At 72.9% G+C, this 15,327-nt stretch carries 11 protein-coding genes and 9 pseudogenes; 11 read left to right on the top strand and 9 right to left on the bottom strand.

Going from position 1 to position 15,327, the window contains the following annotated elements:
• Positions 1–18 precede the first annotated feature (18 nt).
• From UK94_RS17505 to UK94_RS55970, 3 pseudogenes are all read left to right on the top strand, one after another.
• Positions 19–820 (top strand): annotated as a pseudogene (locus UK94_RS17505) (beta-ketoacyl synthase N-terminal-like domain-containing protein); the annotation flags it as partial.
• 40 nt (positions 821–860) lie between these two features.
• Positions 861–1,065, top strand: a pseudogene (locus tag UK94_RS55980) (acetyl-CoA C-acyltransferase); the annotation flags it as partial.
• A gap of 38 nt (positions 1,066–1,103) precedes the next feature.
• Positions 1,104–1,239, top strand: a pseudogene (locus tag UK94_RS55970) (acetyl-CoA C-acyltransferase); the annotation flags it as partial.
• Between the two features lie 53 nt (positions 1,240–1,292).
• Here UK94_RS55970 and UK94_RS55965 read toward each other — a convergent pair.
• Positions 1,293–1,894, bottom strand: a pseudogene (locus UK94_RS55965) (phosphatase PAP2 family protein); the annotation flags it as partial.
• Between the two features lies 1 nt (position 1,895).
• Positions 1,896–2,402: phosphatase PAP2 family protein (locus UK94_RS55960; RefSeq protein ID WP_235488394.1), on the bottom strand; the 507-nt coding region annotated here is incomplete at its 3' end.
• Between the two features lie 596 nt (positions 2,403–2,998).
• On the opposite strand from UK94_RS55960, the gene UK94_RS17495 reads away from it, so the two are divergent.
• The 6 genes and pseudogenes from UK94_RS17495 (at position 2,999) to ahcY (ending at position 7,968) form a co-directional block, all read left to right on the top strand.
• A complete protein-coding gene (locus UK94_RS17495) occupies positions 2,999–3,205 on the top strand; it encodes a DUF1918 domain-containing protein (protein WP_055750744.1) in 207 nt (68 codons plus the stop codon).
• A gap of 521 nt (positions 3,206–3,726) precedes the next feature.
• Positions 3,727–4,959, top strand: a pseudogene (locus tag UK94_RS55955) (MMPL family transporter); the annotation flags it as partial.
• A gap of 27 nt (positions 4,960–4,986) precedes the next feature.
• Positions 4,987–5,396 (top strand): annotated as a pseudogene (locus UK94_RS55950) (RND transporter); the annotation flags it as partial.
• A 1-nt stretch (position 5,397) separates the two neighbouring features.
• Positions 5,398–5,686: pseudogene (locus tag UK94_RS55945) on the top strand (MMPL family transporter); the annotation flags it as partial.
• Position 5,687: 1 nt separating this feature from the next.
• On the top strand, positions 5,688–6,302 hold a 615-nt coding region (locus UK94_RS55940), incomplete at its 5' end, for an MMPL family transporter (protein ID WP_235488392.1).
• Between the two features lie 229 nt (positions 6,303–6,531).
• On the top strand, positions 6,532–7,968 hold the full coding sequence (gene ahcY, locus UK94_RS17485; protein WP_041939978.1) for an adenosylhomocysteinase: 1,437 nt from the start codon (positions 6,532–6,534) through the stop codon (positions 7,966–7,968).
• A gap of 126 nt (positions 7,969–8,094) precedes the next feature.
• On the opposite strand, the gene UK94_RS17480 is transcribed toward ahcY, so the two are convergent.
• Together UK94_RS17480 and UK94_RS17475 are read right to left on the bottom strand one after the other, a co-directional pair.
• Positions 8,095–8,718, bottom strand: coding sequence for a hypothetical protein (locus UK94_RS17480; RefSeq protein WP_041939979.1), 624 nt, complete (start codon positions 8,716–8,718; stop codon positions 8,095–8,097).
• Positions 8,719–8,858: 140 nt separating this feature from the next.
• Positions 8,859–9,902, bottom strand: a complete 1,044-nt coding sequence (locus UK94_RS17475; protein ID WP_235488388.1) for a GNAT family N-acetyltransferase — start codon at positions 9,900–9,902, stop codon at positions 8,859–8,861.
• A gap of 348 nt (positions 9,903–10,250) precedes the next feature.
• Between UK94_RS17475 and UK94_RS17470 the strand changes: the two are divergent.
• Positions 10,251–10,827: pseudogene (locus UK94_RS17470) on the top strand (N-acetylmuramoyl-L-alanine amidase); the annotation flags it as partial.
• A 1-nt stretch (position 10,828) separates the two neighbouring features.
• Positions 10,829–11,051, top strand: a 223-nt coding sequence (locus tag UK94_RS55935; RefSeq protein ID WP_235488387.1) for a peptidoglycan-binding domain-containing protein, incomplete at its 5' end; no start/stop codon positions are given.
• Between the two features lie 69 nt (positions 11,052–11,120).
• On the opposite strand, the gene UK94_RS17465 is transcribed toward UK94_RS55935, so the two are convergent.
• The 5 genes and pseudogenes from UK94_RS17465 to UK94_RS17450 form a co-directional block, all read right to left on the bottom strand.
• Entirely contained in the window at positions 11,121–12,227 is a 1,107-nt protein-coding gene (locus UK94_RS17465) for a glycerate kinase (RefSeq protein WP_231861428.1), read from the bottom strand.
• Between the two features lie 50 nt (positions 12,228–12,277).
• The gene (gene add / locus UK94_RS17460) at positions 12,278–13,270 is read right to left on the bottom strand and encodes an adenosine deaminase (RefSeq protein WP_268761414.1); all 993 of its coding nucleotides are present in this window, start codon (positions 13,268–13,270) and stop codon (positions 12,278–12,280) included.
• A gap of 377 nt (positions 13,271–13,647) precedes the next feature.
• Positions 13,648–14,243: pseudogene (locus UK94_RS17455) on the bottom strand (cyclase); the annotation flags it as partial.
• A 1-nt stretch (position 14,244) separates the two neighbouring features.
• A partial coding sequence (locus UK94_RS55930) for an SRPBCC family protein (RefSeq protein ID WP_313949538.1) occupies positions 14,245–14,418 on the bottom strand: 174 nt, incomplete at its 3' end.
• 66 nt (positions 14,419–14,484) lie between these two features.
• Positions 14,485–15,285 (bottom strand): CTP synthase, encoded by an 801-nt coding sequence (locus UK94_RS17450; RefSeq protein WP_157734316.1) that lies wholly within the window; start codon positions 15,283–15,285, stop codon positions 14,485–14,487.
• Positions 15,286–15,327: the final 42 nt, after the last annotated feature.

Below are 15,327 nucleotides of genomic sequence, written 5' to 3'. Positions count from 1 at the left end.
GCTTCCGGGAGGGCGTCCGTGACCGAGGCCGTCGTCGTCGCCGCCGCTCGCTCGCCGATCGGGCGGGCCTTCAAGGGCACGCTGCGGGGGCTTCGGGCCGACGACCTCGCCGCGACGATCATCCTGGCCGCGCTCGACCAGGTTCCGATGCTCGACCCCTTCGAGATCGACGATCTGATCGTCGGCTGCGGGCTTCCCGGCGGAGAGCAGGGGCACAACATCGGCCGGGTCGTCGCGGTCAGCCTCGGCCTCGACAGGGTGCCTGGCACGACCGTCTCCCGGTACTGCGCGTCGTCCCTGCAGGCGATCCGGATGGCGCTGCACGCCGTCCGCGCCGGGGAGGGCGATGTGTTCGTCGCCGCCGGGGTCGAGGTCGTCAGCGGCTTCGTCAAGGGCAACAGCGACAGCCTGCCCGACACCCAGAACCCCAGCTACGCCGGTGCCCAGGCGCGCACCGCGGCGCGGGCCGGCGCCGGCTCCCCGCCGTGGACGGATCCCCGCCGCACCGGCGAGCTGCCCGACGTCTACATGGCGATGGGCCAGACGGCGGAGAACGTCGCCCGGCTCACCGGCGTGGGCCGTGCCGAGCAGGACGAGTTCGCCTGCCGGTCGCAGAACCTCGCCGTGCAGGCCATCGCCGCCGGCTTCTACAAGCGGGAGCTCACCCCGGTCCGGCTGCCCGACGGCACGGTCGTCGACGCCGACGACGGCCCCCGGCCGGGCACGACCATCGAGGCCCTCGCCGCCCTGCCGCCGGTCTTCCGGCCCGACGGCACCGTGACCGCGGGCAACGCCTGTCCGCTCAACGACGGCGCGGCGGNGGTCGTCGTGATGAGTGACACCCGCGCCCGTGAGCTGGNCATCACGCCGCTGGCCCGGCTCGTCTCCACCGGCGTGAGCGCACTGTCGCCCGAGATCATGGGGTTGGCGCCGGTCGAGGCGTCCCGGCAGGCTCTCGCCCGGGCCGGGATGACCATCGACGACGTGGACCTCGTCGAACTCAACGAGGCGTTCGCCGCGCAGGTCATCCCGACCTACCGCGAGCTCGGGGTCGACCTGGCGAAGNTGAACGTGCACGGCGGCGCGATCGCGCTGGGGCACCNGTTCGGCATGACCGGAGCACGGATCCTGACCACGCTGATCAACGGGCTGCGCACCACCGACGGGACCATCGGGCTGGAGACGATGTGCATCGGCGGGGGCCAGGGAATGGCGCTCGTCCTGGAACGGCTGTCCTGACGGCCGCCGACCCTGACGGCCGCCGACCCGAGCTGCTGGCGCCCCGGGCTTCCTCAGGTGCCGGCTACTTCTCCGGCATCGTCCTCGGCGGCGGCCCGCTGCGGCGGCGCGGCACCGGACGCATTCCCGCCGGGCGGGGCCGCAGCGCGGGCGGCGGTCGCATCGGCGGCGGCCGAGGAGCCCGTCCTGGCCCGCGGCACCTTCGACGCGGGCCGACCGGCGGCCCCTGGACGATCCTGGCCGATCGCCACGGGTGACGGCCCTACCGCCGACGTCACCGGCGCGCCCGTCCCCGGCGCGCCCGCCATCGCGGCGGCGGGCAGGGCCCGGACCGGCAGGCGGACGGCGATGGCCCACAGCCGCAGCCGGGCCTGGACCTCCGGCCGGGTGAGCTGGACCGCGGCCACGACCAGGCCGCCGCCGATGATGCCGTCGAGCCAGTAGTGGTTCGCCGTGATGACCACGACGATGGTCGTGATGATCGGGTGCAGGACCGCGAGCCACCGGGCTCTGGCGCGCAGGATCGTGATGACCCCCCACGCCTCCAGGATGGACCACCCGATGTGCAGGCTCGGCATCGCCGCGTACTGGTTGGCGACGGTGTCGTGCGGCCCGTAGGGCGTCGGCCCGAACACCGCCCCGGTGTCGACGAGATNCACTCCGGGCACCAGCCGCGGCAGGAATCGCGGCGGCGCCAGCGGGTAGGCGATGTGAATCAGCAACGCCGCGCCGGTCGACGCCATGATGACCGTCCGCACCCGGCGCCAGGACGGCCGCTGAAAGATCAGCACCCAGAGCAGAAAGATGATCGCCGCGGGGAAGTGCACCCCGACGTAGAAGCGGTTCGCGAACTCCAGCAGGTGGCTGGAGTGCAGCGCGAGGGACTGAATGGACGACTCGTTCGGCAGGTCGAACAGCCGCTCGACGTGCCAGACGCGCTTCGCGTGGTGCAGGGCGACGAGCTCCCGGCCGTCGGCGAAGTGCCGGCCGAGCCCGTAGAGCCAGTACAACGAGCCCAGCAGAACGACCTGACCCACGATGAAAACGCTGTTGCGCAGCGCCGCAGCCGCCCGACCAGGTCGGTCACCCCGACCGGAGCCCCGGGCCAGCGCGGCCGGCCGGACCGGCCCGCCCATCAGGGTCTGGCCCGTTGTGCTCACCATGAGCAGCTCCGAACCATCTCCGCCTCCCCATCACGACACTTCCCGTTAACCCATCCATCGTTCCTACCGACCGATCGGTAAGGAGGACCGGGAAAAAGATGTGAGATAGGGCTCAGTCCCCGGAACTCTTCTCGACATCTCACGCTGGGTCGCATAGCGGTCCCAGCCGTGAGACCGGCGGCGAACGAGTGATCGCCTTCCACGGCGGACTTACCCGCAGATTAACAACAGGGAACCCGCTGTCTCCGATTTCGTCGCAGGTTGGACGGCGCAGAGCGAACGGCCCGCCTCCGGACATGCCCGGCGTAGGACGAACGATCCGGCGACGGCGGCGGGTGTGACCGGATGGGGACCCCCAGCCGCCGGCGGTGCCCGTGATTCCCGCCGCGCGGGCTGTGCCGCCCCGGCCGACGACCGGCCGACGACCCGCCTCGACCAGCCTCGACCGGCGGAGATCCGTGCGGACCGGCCGGACTCGCCCACGACTTCGGCGACCTATCGGACTTCGGGCCGGCCGCGCCCCCGCAGCTGTGTTACGCAGATAGCGCAGGTGCATGCCATCGGTCACCACAACGGCAGGGAGGTTGACCGCCATGATGTCCGCATCCGTCGGAGACAGGTTCGTCGTCCACGGCCGCACCGTGGGCAGCCCGGAACGGCACGGCGTCGTGATCGAGATACGCGGCGCCGACGGCGGTCCGCCGTACGTCGTTCGATGGGACGACGGGCACGAGGGGCTGTTCTTCCCGAGCTGCGACTCGCTCGTCGAGCTCCACAGCGCCCGGGAGACCGTCCGGGTCTGATCGGCCGACGTCGACGGCCGGCCCGCCCCGCCCCGCGCCGGCCGGCCGTCGACGAGCACGCCCCGCGCCGGCCGGCCAGCCGGCGATCATGTCGCGCGGCCGCCGCGCACCGGCACCATCGGGCGACGCACGGGGGAGGTGCGGGGTCGCTCCCCGGCCCGCCCGTTCCTACGGCCACCTTCAGGCCGAACGAGGGTCACCGGGACGGCCTTGCGTCTATGAGGCGTCGAGACCTCCGCCGCCGATTACGCATTGTGCCCCCTCGGTTTCATTCAGAAGTTGCACAAAAGATCAACGTCCGAGCTACTCCACTCAGATGTGATCTGCGCTATACACCGAGGGGTGTAGCCCTCGGACCGACCGGTCACTTTGCGTTGATCCGGAGGCCAACGAAGACTCCGGAGCGTGCCCGATGCCGCCAAGNACCATGCCAGCCGATGATCCGACGAGTCCTCCTGCCCCGACCGACCGCACGCGCTCGTCCGACGCGGATCCCGGCGGCCGGCGTTTCCGTGTCGTCNCCGTCGTGACCCTGCTCGTCACGCTCGTCCTCGGGTACGGGCTGAACCGGCTGGAGTTCACCACCGGCCAGGACAACTACCTCAACAGCGATTCGCAGGTGGCCCGGGACAACGTCGACTACCAGTCGTTGTTCGGCGGCCAGGCGATGCTCACCCTGTTCACGATCGAGCGCGGCGCCGACGCCGACGACCTGTTCACCCCGCGCAACATCAAGCAGTTCAGGGACCTGCAGACCGAACTCGACGCGGACCCGCGCATCCAGTCGACGATCACCCCGCTGACTGCGCTGGAGTTCACCGACAACCTGGTGCGCAGCAGGAACGGCAACGTCCTCGACAGCCCGGCCGCGAAGATCCTGCTGGGCGCCCAGAGCCGCGACCCGGACCCGGGCTCCGCGCAGCGCCGCCTCGCCGACTCGCTGGCCACCCTGAAGCGGATGCAGGCGATCCCCGAGGCGCAGCGCACGTTCGACAACCCGGCCTGGGTGGACTTCCTGCTCCACGACAACACCGGCGCGATCCGCAAGTCGCTGCGGCCGTTCTTCCCGACCCCGTCGACGGCCCAGATGGTCACCCGGCTGGAGGGCAACGCCTCGCTGGCGGCCGAGGGCGAGGGCGCGCGGATCGTCGAGCGGGCCACCTCCGGAGTGCGGTTCGACCACGCGACGGTGATGACCACCGGCGCCGCCGTGCTGCTCCGGGACATCAACAACTACCTTCGCGGCGGCTTCCTCACCCTGGGCGTCATCTCGCTGGCCCTGATGGCGGGGCTGCTGATCGTCGCGTTCGCGGTGCGCTGGCGGCTGCTGCCGCTCGGGGTCGTCGGGGTCGGGCTCATCTGGGCCTTCGGTCTCGCGGGCTACATCGGCGTGCCGCTGTCCGTGGTGACCATCGCCGGCCTGCCCGTCCTGCTCGGCGTCGGCATCGACTTCGCGGTGCAGCTCCACAGCCGGGTCGAGGAGGAAGCCCAGCTCGACCGGGCCGGCAACCCCGTGCTGGCGGCCCTGGCCGGGCTGCTGCCCGCGCTGGCGCTGGCCACGGTCGCCGCCGTGCTCGCCTTCCTGGCCCTGGAGTTCAGCCAGGTGCCGATGATCCGGGACTTCGGCACGCTGCTCGCGCTCGGGCTGCCGGTCATCGTCATCGCGACGGTGCTGCTGCTCAGCGCGTCGCTGACCATGCGGGAACGGCGCCGCCCCACGCCGCCGAAGGACTACACCCACGGCCCGCTCGGCCNCACCGTCATCCGGCTGGGCGCCCTGNCGCGGATCACCGCGATCCCGCTCGTCGTGGCCGCCGTGGCGATCTTCGTTGGTGGGATCTTCGCGGACGGCCGGCTGACGATCCAGACGGATCCCGAGAAGTGGGTCGACCAGCAGAGCCAGGTGATCAAGAACATCAACGCGCTGCGGGCGAGCACCGGCTCGGCCAGCGAGCTGGGCATCTTCGTCCAGTCGGGCGACGTGTTCGACGACGCGACGGCGGGCTTCGTCGGCAGGTTCGCCAACGCACAGCTCGCGGCCCACCCCGACGACCTGCTGGACGCCTCCAGCCTGGTCACGACGATCAGCTTCATGATGGAGGTGCCGAACACGAGCGTCGTGATGCCGACCGGCGCCGACATCCGGCTCGCCTACCAGGTGGCGCCGCCCGACATCCAGCGCGCCATGGTCNACCGCGAGCACCACGCGCTGAACCTCGTGTTCCGGACCGGCTCCGGGTCGCTGGAGCGCCAGGCCGGCGTCGTCGACGACATCCGCGACCACGTGCGCCCCCCGGCCGGCATCAGCGCCACCCCGTCGGGCCTCGCCGTCGTCGGCACCGGTCTGCTGGACAACTTCGCCAAGAACCGGGTCGAGCTGACGTACTACGCCCTGGCCGCCGTGTTCGTCCTGCTGCTGCTCTACAACCGCAGCCTGGTGCGGGCGGTGCTGTCGCTGGTGCCGGTGCTGATCGCGGTGGGNCTCAGCTCGATCATCGCCCTGCTGATCGGGGTCGACCTGAGCCCGCTCACGGCGGTCAGCGGCCCGTTGATCATCGCGTTGTGCACGGAGTTCACCACCCTGCTCGTGCTACGCCACCTGGAGGAACGCCGCCGGGGCCTGGGGCCGCTCGCGGCGGTCGAGGCGGCCGCGGCCCGCACCGGGCGGGCCTTCCTCGTCTCCGCGCTGGCCGCCGTGATCGGCGTCGCCGTGCTGGCGTTCAGCTCGCTGCCGCTGCTGCGGGACTTCGGCCTGCTGGTCGCCCTGAACGTGGCCGTCGCCCTGCTGTCCGCGCTGGTCGTCCTGCCGCCGCTGCTGGTCTGGGCCGACGAGCGGGGCTGGGTGCACCGTCGCGGCGGCGGTGCGGGCTCGGTCTCGGTCTCGGCGCCCGGCCCCCTGGACAAGTGGCTCATAAGCGGACATGCGGCTACGGAGAGGACGGGAGCGTCCCGGCCGACCGACGCACCGCGCGGCGGCGGGGACGCGGCGGCCGGCACCGGTGGCGCTCGGCCGGGCGTGGCGGGAGCCGGGCCGGCAGCGGGAGCCGGGCCGGCAGCGGGTGTCGAACCAGCTCAGCGGGCATCACGGCGAGGGTGAGACGAGGGTGACGGTGATCCCGGGCCGGGCTACCCCGCCGTAAGGGTGTGATCGCGCGGTCGCGCCGCCCGACTGGCCCGGGTCTTCGTTCCCCTGCCCGCATGTGGCACGCTCAGGAAACGTGTTCCCGGGCCGGCGCATCACGGCCACCGCCTGCCGGCGGGTGGTTCCCGGGACTCCGCACCCGCCACCCAGGCTCGGCAGCCGCCCGAGCGTCGAAGGAGAAGGCATGAGTTTCGACTTCAAGGTCGCGGATCTCGCGTTGGCCGAGTTCGGCCGCAAGGAGATCCGTCTTGCCGAGCACGAGATGCCCGGCCTGATGGCCACCCGGGCGGAGTACGCGGCCAGCCAGCCGCTGCGGGGCGCCCGCATCATGGGCTCCCTGCACATGACGATCCAGACCGCGGTCCTCATCGAGACCCTGGTGGCGCTCGGCGCCGACGTCCGCTGGGTCTCCTGCAACATCTTCTCCACCCAGGACCACGCGGCCGCGGCGATCGTCGTCGGGCCCAACGGCACCAAGGACGACCCGCAGGGCGTTCCGGTCTTCGCCTGGAAGGGCGAGACCCTCGAGGAGTACTGGTGGTGCACGGACCAGGCGCTGGCCTGGCCGGACGGCGGCGCGCCGAACATGATCCTCGACGACGGCGGCGACGCGACCCTGCTCGTGCACAAGGGCGCGCAGTTCGAGGCGGCCGGCGCGGTGCCGGCGACGGACCCCTCCGACAGCGAGGAGTACGCGATCGTCCTGGAGACGCTGCGCCGCACCATCGCCGAGAAGCCCGGTCGCTGGACCGAGACGGCGGCCAACATCAAGGGCGTCACCGAGGAGACCACCACCGGCGTGCACCGTCTCTACGAGATGGCCAAGGCCGGCACGCTCGCCTTCCCGGCGATCAACGTCAACGACTCGGTGACGAAGTCGAAGTTCGACAACAAGTACGGGTGCCGCCACTCGGTCATCGACGGCCTCAACCGCGCGACCGACGTGCTCATCGGCGGGAAGGTCGCCGTGGTCTGCGGCTACGGCGACGTCGGCAAGGGCTGCGCGGACGCGCTGCGCGGCCAGGGCGCCCGGGTCATCGTCACCGAGATCGACCCGATCTGCGCGCTGCAGGCCGCGATGGACGGCTTCCAGGTCACCGTGCTCGAGGACGTCGTCGGGATCGCCGACATCTTCGTCTCCACCACCGGCAACTTCAACATCATCACCGCCGACCACATGGCGGCGATGAAGCACCAGGCGATCGTGTCGAACATCGGACACTTCGACAACGAGATCGACATGGCCGGCCTGACGAAGACCCCGGGCATCGAGAAGATCAACATCAAGCCGCAGGTCGACGAGTGGGTGTTCCCGGACGGCCACTCGATCATCGTGCTCGCCGAGGGCCGGCTGATGAACCTCGGCTGCGCGACCGGCCACCCGAGCTTCGTGATGTCGAACAGCTTCACCAACCAGGTGATCGCGCAGATCGAGCTGTTCACCAAGACCGAGAGCTACCCGATCGGCGTCTACGTGCTGCCCAAGCACCTCGACGAGAAGGTGGCCCGACTTCACCTCGACGCGCTCGGGGTGAAGCTCACCGAGCTGACCAAGCAGCAGGCGGACTACATCGGCGTGCCCGTCGAGGGTCCGTACAAGGCCGACCACTACCGCTACTAGTACCGGCGGCACCACCACCGGCGGCTACCGGTACTGGCGGCTACCGGTACTGGCGGCCATCCCCGCCGGGGGCCCTCTCCACCGCCTGGAGAAGACCAGGGCCCCCGCCGGGGCGCGGCCCGGCCGTCAGCGTTTGAAGGACGACCAGCAGACCGACGTCCACGCCGGGTTTCCGGTGTCCCCGAGGTCGTACCAGCCGTCCGGCAGGTAGGTCCCCCAGGTCACCGGCGGCCCGGCGGCACCGTTCGCGCCGTCGGCGAGGGCGGGGCGCGGCACACCAAAGGTCGCCTCCCCGCCCGGGCAGCCCTGGTGCTCGAACCGGAACGTGGGCTCGCCCGCGTCGACCCCGCGGCCGGCCTCGGTCCGGCACAGCAGCGCCGTCACCGGCCGCCAGAACGTCGCGATGTGGGCGTAGTAACCGGCCTCGAGCCAGGTCGCGCCGGTCGCCGGCGCCCCGTCCGACGCCGGCACGCTGACCTCGCTGACCTGGCCGGACGGGCAGCTCGCCCAGATCACGCCGCCGGCGCGGGCGGCCCCGGCGTCGGCCACGGCGAACAGCCCGGTCAGGGCGATCGTGGCGCCGGCCGCCGCGAGGGTCCTGCGGGCCGGCCGGGATCCGCGCAGGCACCGGCCCCGCCGGCCTGCGCTCGGCCGGGTCGGCGGGTGGTGGTCACCGGGAGCGGGCGGGGCCCCCGCGGGGGCGGGCATCGGCTGCCCGGCCCGCCGACGCGAGGCTGCGGCATACGGCATTGAATGCCTCCTTGTCGAACCCGGCCACGAACGACCGTCGGACCACAGCCGTCTGCGCGGGATCGGAACACCCGTTCCACCCTTTGGTCCGGGATTCCCGTAAATAAAACAGCAGATACCCGCCAGGATAGCGAGAGTTGTCAGGACGTTGGGACTTCGTTCGTCCCTGCCGGTGAGGACAGCGGGCGGCGGAACTCGATTTCGGTCGTGGCCGAGAGGTCGTGCAGGTCGCGGCTGTGCCCGGTGGCCTGGTAACCCAGCCGCCGGTACAGCCGGTGCGCGTCGGTGAACCTCGTGTCGGTCCACAGCCGCATCTGCCGCGCCGCCCACCGCCGGGCCTCCCGTTCCGCGCGGTGCACCAGGGCCGCACCCAGCCCTCGGCGGCGGACGAGGGCCGACACGTACAGCGTCTTCAGCTCGGCGGCCGCGCCGGGATCGGCGGCCGCCGCGGGATCCGCCGCCGGTCGCGCCCACACCGCCACGCTGGCGAGCACTCCGCCGGCCGGCCCCGCCCCGATCGGACCGGCAGCGTCCGCCGAGACCACCCACATGGCCCGAGCGGGCTCCCCCGTGCCCGCCGCGTGGGCCGATCCGGGGGCCCGCAACCACGGCTCCTCGGCGTCCACGTCGAGGACGCAGCCCGGGTACTCCGCCCAGACGGTCGCGATCAGCTCCTGGAGCGCCGCGGCGTCGGAGTCCCGCACCCGCCGCAGGCCGGGGAGCAGCTCGCGGCGCATCCACACGTGTTCGATGCCCGCCTCGACGTCGGGTTCGCCGATCGGCCGGTACCCCTGGCGGGTGTAGAAGTCCGCCACCCTCGCCTGAGCGTGCAGCTCCACGGCCGGCAGACCGCGCTCCCCCGCCCGTGCCTCCAGGGCCGCGGTGACCAGCCGGCCCAGGCCCCGGCCGCGCCAGGCGGCGGAGACGGCGACCCGCCCGATGATCCCCACCGGCTCCGCGTCCGGCCGGCGGGGCCCCGGATCGAGCAGGCGGGCCGTGGCCACCGCCCGCCCGTCGTCATCGAGGACGACGGCATGGTCCGCGGTCGCGTCGAGGCCGTCGTACTCCAGCTCCGGCGGCACGCCCTGCTCGCGGACGAAGACCTCGTATCGCAGGTCGAGCGCGGTGCGCGGGGGCGTCCCCGCGACCACGGTGACCGCGGCGTCGCCGGCGCGCCCGCTCACCGGCACCGGTCCGATCGGGGGAGGCACGGGCCGGATCCGGACATAGGCCGGCAGTCTAGGCGCCGGTCCCGCAGCCGACCGGCGGGTGCGTCACCAGGCCGACGATGCGCGACGCGTAGGTTTCCGTGGGCGGTATGTCCGGGCATCCTGCCCGATACGGACCGACCCACCAGACCCGGCATCGCGACCATCTCGACGCTCCGAGTAGAAAGCAGGACTGTACCGGTCGGGACCGACCATCCTGGGTCGACCGACTATCGACCGCACGAAGAGGAAGCGGCCCGGAATCGTGAATGTCCAGACGAGAACCAGTCGTGACGACGCGTGCGCGCGGAAGGGCCGCTGACGATGGCGCCGACCCTCTACCCGCCCGCCCGGCTGCGCCCGGTGCGGAACACGTCCGGCGCGATGATCCAGCCGACCCGCGGACTCATCCCGCACGTCCAGGTCGGCACCGGTTCGCTGTTCGGCTGGTTCGACAACGCCGCGAGCCAGGTCAGCTCCCATCTGTGGCTGTCCAGGAACGGCGACTTCGAGCAGTATGTGCCGTTCGATCAGCGGGCCTGGGCGCAGGCGGCCGGGAATCCGTACTGGATCTCGTGCGAATGCGAGGGTTACGACACCGAGGACTACACACCGGTACAAATCACCCGGCTGGCCGAGCTGTTCGGCTGGGGGATGCGGGAGTTCGGCTGGAAAGCGGAGATCGCCGACTCGCCGAACGGCTATGGCCTCGGCACCCACCGGATGGGCGGGCAGGCCTGGGGCGGACACACCTGCCCCGGCGACCTCCGGGCGGCACGCCGCGGCGACATCCTGTCGCTCGCACTCGGTGACGGTCGCGGCGTGACGTCCGATCCCCGCGAGCGGTATGCCGGCCGGCCGACGCTACGCGAGGGAGCCCGTGGCGCCGACGTCGTGGAGCNCCAGAACGCGCTGAACATCGTCTTCGGCCACGAGGCGCCGATCGGCGATCCCAACCGGATCAGTCCGGATGGCGCGTACGGTCCACGCACCACCGCGCGGGTGGCCTCGCTGCAGCGCTACGCGTCCCCGTGGTTCGGCCGCATCCCCGACGACGGCGTCTGCGGAACGAACACCTGGCGCAAGATCGGCTACATCCTCACCGGGATGAACCGCACCGTCTGACGTCGGCCCCGCCGTCCCGCCCGACCGGGCTGGCAGGGCTGGCAGGGTCGACACACTCTCGCTGCAACGTCAGCCAGCCTGGCCGGCCAGCTCCGCGCCGGCCGCGCGCAGCCAGCGCAGCGGCTCGGCGACCGCCGCCGGCGCACCGCCCGCCAACCGGGCCAGGGCGACCTCGGCGATCGCCCCCTCCGGACGAGGGGCATCGATCTGGCCCGCGGCCAGAAGCAGCGGCACGCCCGCCGCCCGGGCCAGGGTCAGCACCCCGCCCACCACCTTGCCCGCCAGGGACGTCCGGTCGAAGCGGCCCTCGCCGGTCACCACCCAGTCGGCCCCGGCGAGGGCGGCCGGCAGCCCGGCCGCCTCGGTGATCGTCTCAACACCCGGCACCAGGTCGGCGCCCCAGGCCGCGGCGAGACCGTAGGCGGTGCCGCCGGCCGCACCCGCCCCCGGAGCCGCCGGTTCACCGCCGAGCACCTCGGCCAGCCGCCGCAGCCCGGCCGCGAGCAGGTCGACGTCGGCCGGGCCCGCCCCCTTCTGCGGACCGAACACGGCGGCCGCGCCCGCGGGGCCCAGCAGGGGGGCGTCCACGTCGACCAGACAGCGCACTCCCCCGGGCGGGGGGGTGCGCAGGCCGGCCAGCTCCACCCGGGCCAGCTCCGGCAGGGCGCCCCCGCCGGGGGGCAGCACCGCCCCGCGCGCGTCGAGGAAGCGGGCACCCAGCGCGGCGAGGGCACCGGTGCCGCCGTCCGTCGAGGCCGAACCGCCCAGCGCCACCAGGATCCGCCGGGCGCCGCCGACCAGGGCGGCCCGCAGCGCCTCGCCGAGGCCGATGGTCTGGGCCCGCAGCGGGTCCGGGGCCGGCATGAGCGGCAGGCCGCTGGCTCGCGCGAGTTCGACCACGGCCACGTCGCCCGGCAGCGCCAGCCATTCGGCGTCGTGTGGACGCCCGTCCGGGCCGGTCACGCGCACCGGGTGGCGCACCGAGCCGGGCACGGCGGCGGCGAAGACGTCGAGGGTGCCCTCGCCGCCGTCGGCGATCGGCAGCGTCACGATCTCGTCGCCCGGCCGGCGCGAGCGCCAGCCGTCCCCGAGCGCCGCGGCGACCTCCGTCGCGGTCGCCGAACCCTTGAACGAGTCGGGGGCGATGACCACCCGCCGCGGCCGGTCATCCGCCACCGACCCGGCTCCGCCCACGGGGCACACCGCGGCGCCTCCGGCTGCCCGGCTCAGCCGGCGGCCGGAGCGGTCAGCGGGGCCGGCGTCGCGAGCCAGGCGTCAATGCCGGCCAGGGCCGCCGCCCGCACCGCCTGTGGGGCCGCGCCGGCGAGCACCGAGCTACGCGCGCAGGCCGCCAGCTCCTCGTCGGACAGGCCGAGCTCGCGGCGGCACAGCTCGTACTCCTCCAGGCAGGTGGGCCCGAACAGCAGCGGATCGTCCGCGTTGATGGAGCAGCGCACCCCGGCGCGCAGCAGCGCCGGCAGCGGGTGCGCGGCCAGGGAGGGCACCACCGACAGCAGCACGTTGGAGGTGGGACAGACGTCCAGGCACGTGCCCCGGTCGAGCAGGTCGTCGACGAGCGCCGGGTCCTCGATCGCCCGGATGCCGTGCTGCAGGCGGTCGGCGCCGAGGGTCTCGACGGCGCCGCGCACCGACTCCGGACCGTCGAGCTCGCCGGCGTGCGGGGTCGACAGCAGCCCGCCCTCCCGGGCCACCCGGAACGCGGCCGCGAACGGCTCCGGCGGCCAGCCGTTCTCGTCGTTGTGCAGTCCGAGACCGACGATGCCCCGATCGGCGTGGCGCAGGGCGGTGTGGGCCACCTCCACCGCCTGATCGGGGGAGTCGTAGACCCGGTCCACCGCGGCCATCCAGCGAACCGTGACCCCGTACCGCGCGCCCGCCTGTTCCGATCGGGCCAGCACGGTCTCCCAGGCGGCGTCGGCGCTGCCGAAGACGCCCAGGTGGGCATACGGCCAGAAGCTGGGCTCGAGGTAGACGACGCCCTCGTCGGCCGCGTCGCTGACCATCTCGTCCACGAGCCGCTCGAAGTCCGCGGGACGGCGGAAGACCGGCAGGATTCCGCCGATCACGTCGCTGAAGCCGCCGAACTCGGTGAATCCCCCGGTTCGGGGGGTCGCGATGCCCGCGGCGGCGGCCAGATCGGCGAGCGTCGACGGCCGCATTCCCAGCTCGAAGTGCAGGTGCAGATGCCCCTTGGGCAGGTNGCGGAGGTCCCGCATCGACGTTCTTCCTCCTCGCGGCACGGCTTCACGCCCTCGCGGGACGGCCCTGACGCCGTCCCCGCCGTCCGGACTATCACATGCCGGCGGCGGCGGTGGATCAGAACCGGTTCCGGCTCCGCGGGGCCGGGTCCGCTCCGCGGAGGCCTGTTACCTCCCTGTCATCTCCCGGCCTGCGGGCGGCGCCGGGCGACGTTNGGAGGATCAAGGAAGAGAAGGAGAAGAAGGAGGAGAAGAAGAAGCGGCGCGGCCGGCCCGAGGTCCGGACCGGCCGCGCCGCCTGTCGTGCACTGGTGCACTGGTGCACTCGTGCCTTGGTGCCTTCATGCTTCGTGCCTTCGCGCTGTGTTCAGCCGCGCTCACCAGCCGCCGGCAGGGCTCCCCGGGGTCCGGTTCTGGGCGCCGGAGGCCTGGCCACGGCCACCCGCCGCGCCGCCCGAACCGGGGGTGTACGGCGCGCCACCGGTGCCGGGTGCGCCCGAGGCACCACCCGCACCCGGGCCGCCGCCCGACCCCGGGGCGCCACCCGACCCGGGAGCGCCCGTCGAACCGCCCGAACCGGGGAAGCCCGACCCACCGGTCGACCCGGGAGTCCCCGTGGCGCCGAAGGACGGCTCGCCCGTCGTCCGGCCCTGGCGGGGATCCCCCGCACTGCCGGCAGGCCCGGCGGCATCGGGCCGGGGCACCTCGCCGCGCCAGCCGCCGGTCTCGCTCTGACGGTGCTCGATGAACGACTTGAACCGCTTGAGGTCGGCCTTGACCCGCCGGTCGTCAGCACCGAGCGCGGCACCCGCCTTCTCGGCGAGCCCCTCGGGCTGCCAGTCCATCTGGACCGTCACCCGGGTCTCGTCGTCCGCGAGCCGGTGGAAGGTCACCACGCCGGCATGCGAGGTGCCCTCGGTGCTCTTCCACGCCACCCGCTCGTCGGGCAGCTGCTCGGTGATCGTGGCGTCGANCTCCCGCTCCTGCCCGCCGACCTTCACCTTCCAGTGGGTGTGGGTGTTGTCGAGCTGGGCGATGGACTCGACACCGTCCATGAAGTTCGGAAAGGACTCGAACTGCGTCCACTGGTTGTAGGCGGTGCGAATCGGGACGTGGACCTCGATCGATTCCTGTACCGTGCTCGCCATGTTTCCTCCCGGCTGACTTCGGTGTCGGATGCAACGCTCATCCCCAGCCGCCAGCCCCTAACACACCTACGCGCCGGGCACCCTCGTCGAGGTTCGCCTGGCCGCGGCCATCGCGACCGCGGCCTGGGCGAAGCCGCGGATGACCGGGTGCGGGCGGCTGGCGTCCGAGCCGAGCTCGGGCTGGAACAGCGTCGCCAGGAAGAACGGATGGCCGGGCAGCTCGAGGACGCGGACGTCGCCGGCCTCGTCCACCCCGCTGAAGCGCAGGCCGTGGGCGAGCAACAGGCCGACGTGGTCCGGGTTGATCCCGTACGAGCAGTAGTACCGCTCGACCGTGCGGTCCGCGCCGATGACCCGTTCCGCGAGAGAGTCGCGGGTGATCCGGACGGCACCCTCGTGACCGTTCAGGGCGCAGGCGATCGGCACGATCAGCGGGTGGGGCGCGTCGGGGTCCACCTCGGCGTGCGCGGCGTCGGCGAACCCGCACACCGAGCGGGCGAACTCCAGCACGACGTGCTGGAGGCCGCCGCAGGTCCCGAGGAACGGGATGCCGCGCTCCCGTGCCGTACGGACCGCCGCGAGCGCGCCCGCCTCGCTGGCGTACGGGCTGCCCGGCACGAGCCAGATGCCGTCGAAGCCGTCGAGCGGCCCCGCGGCGACCACCTCGTCGGTCGGGATCCAGTAGGCGTCCAGCGGGAGTCCGTCGCGTCGGCGCAGCGCGTCGAGCAGGTCGGGGATGCGGCCATGCGCGGCGATCTCGGCGCTGCGGTCGCCGACCAGCGCCACGCGAGCAACCGGGGCGGACCGCGGGAAGGGGGCCGAGGACGCGACGGGTGTGGACGGTGTGACGGCGGCGCTGGAGGTCATGGCTCGATCGTCGGTGTGCACCCAGTTCAGGTCCAACGATTA

The sequence above is a fragment of the Frankia sp. AvcI1 genome, assembly GCF_001420875.1.
Taxonomy (GTDB): Bacteria; Actinomycetota; Actinomycetes; order Frankiales; family Frankiaceae; genus Frankia; species Frankia alni.
This window is presented reverse-complemented; position numbering and strand designations above follow the sequence as displayed.

Excerpts from the sequence above, each read along its gene's own strand:
- UK94_RS17495 (WP_055750744.1), top strand. The coding sequence starts at position 2,999 with ATGTCCGCATCCGTCGGAGACAGGTTCGTCGTCCACGGCCGCACCGTG.
- ahcY (WP_041939978.1), top strand. The coding sequence starts at position 6,532 with ATGAGTTTCGACTTCAAGGTCGCGGATCTCGCGTTGGCCGAGTTCGGC.
- UK94_RS17480 (WP_041939979.1), bottom strand. The coding sequence starts at position 8,718 with ATGCCGTATGCCGCAGCCTCGCGTCGGCGGGCCGGGCAGCCGATGCCC.
- UK94_RS17450 (WP_157734316.1), bottom strand. The coding sequence starts at position 15,285 with ATGACCTCCAGCGCCGCCGTCACACCGTCCACACCCGTCGCGTCCTCG.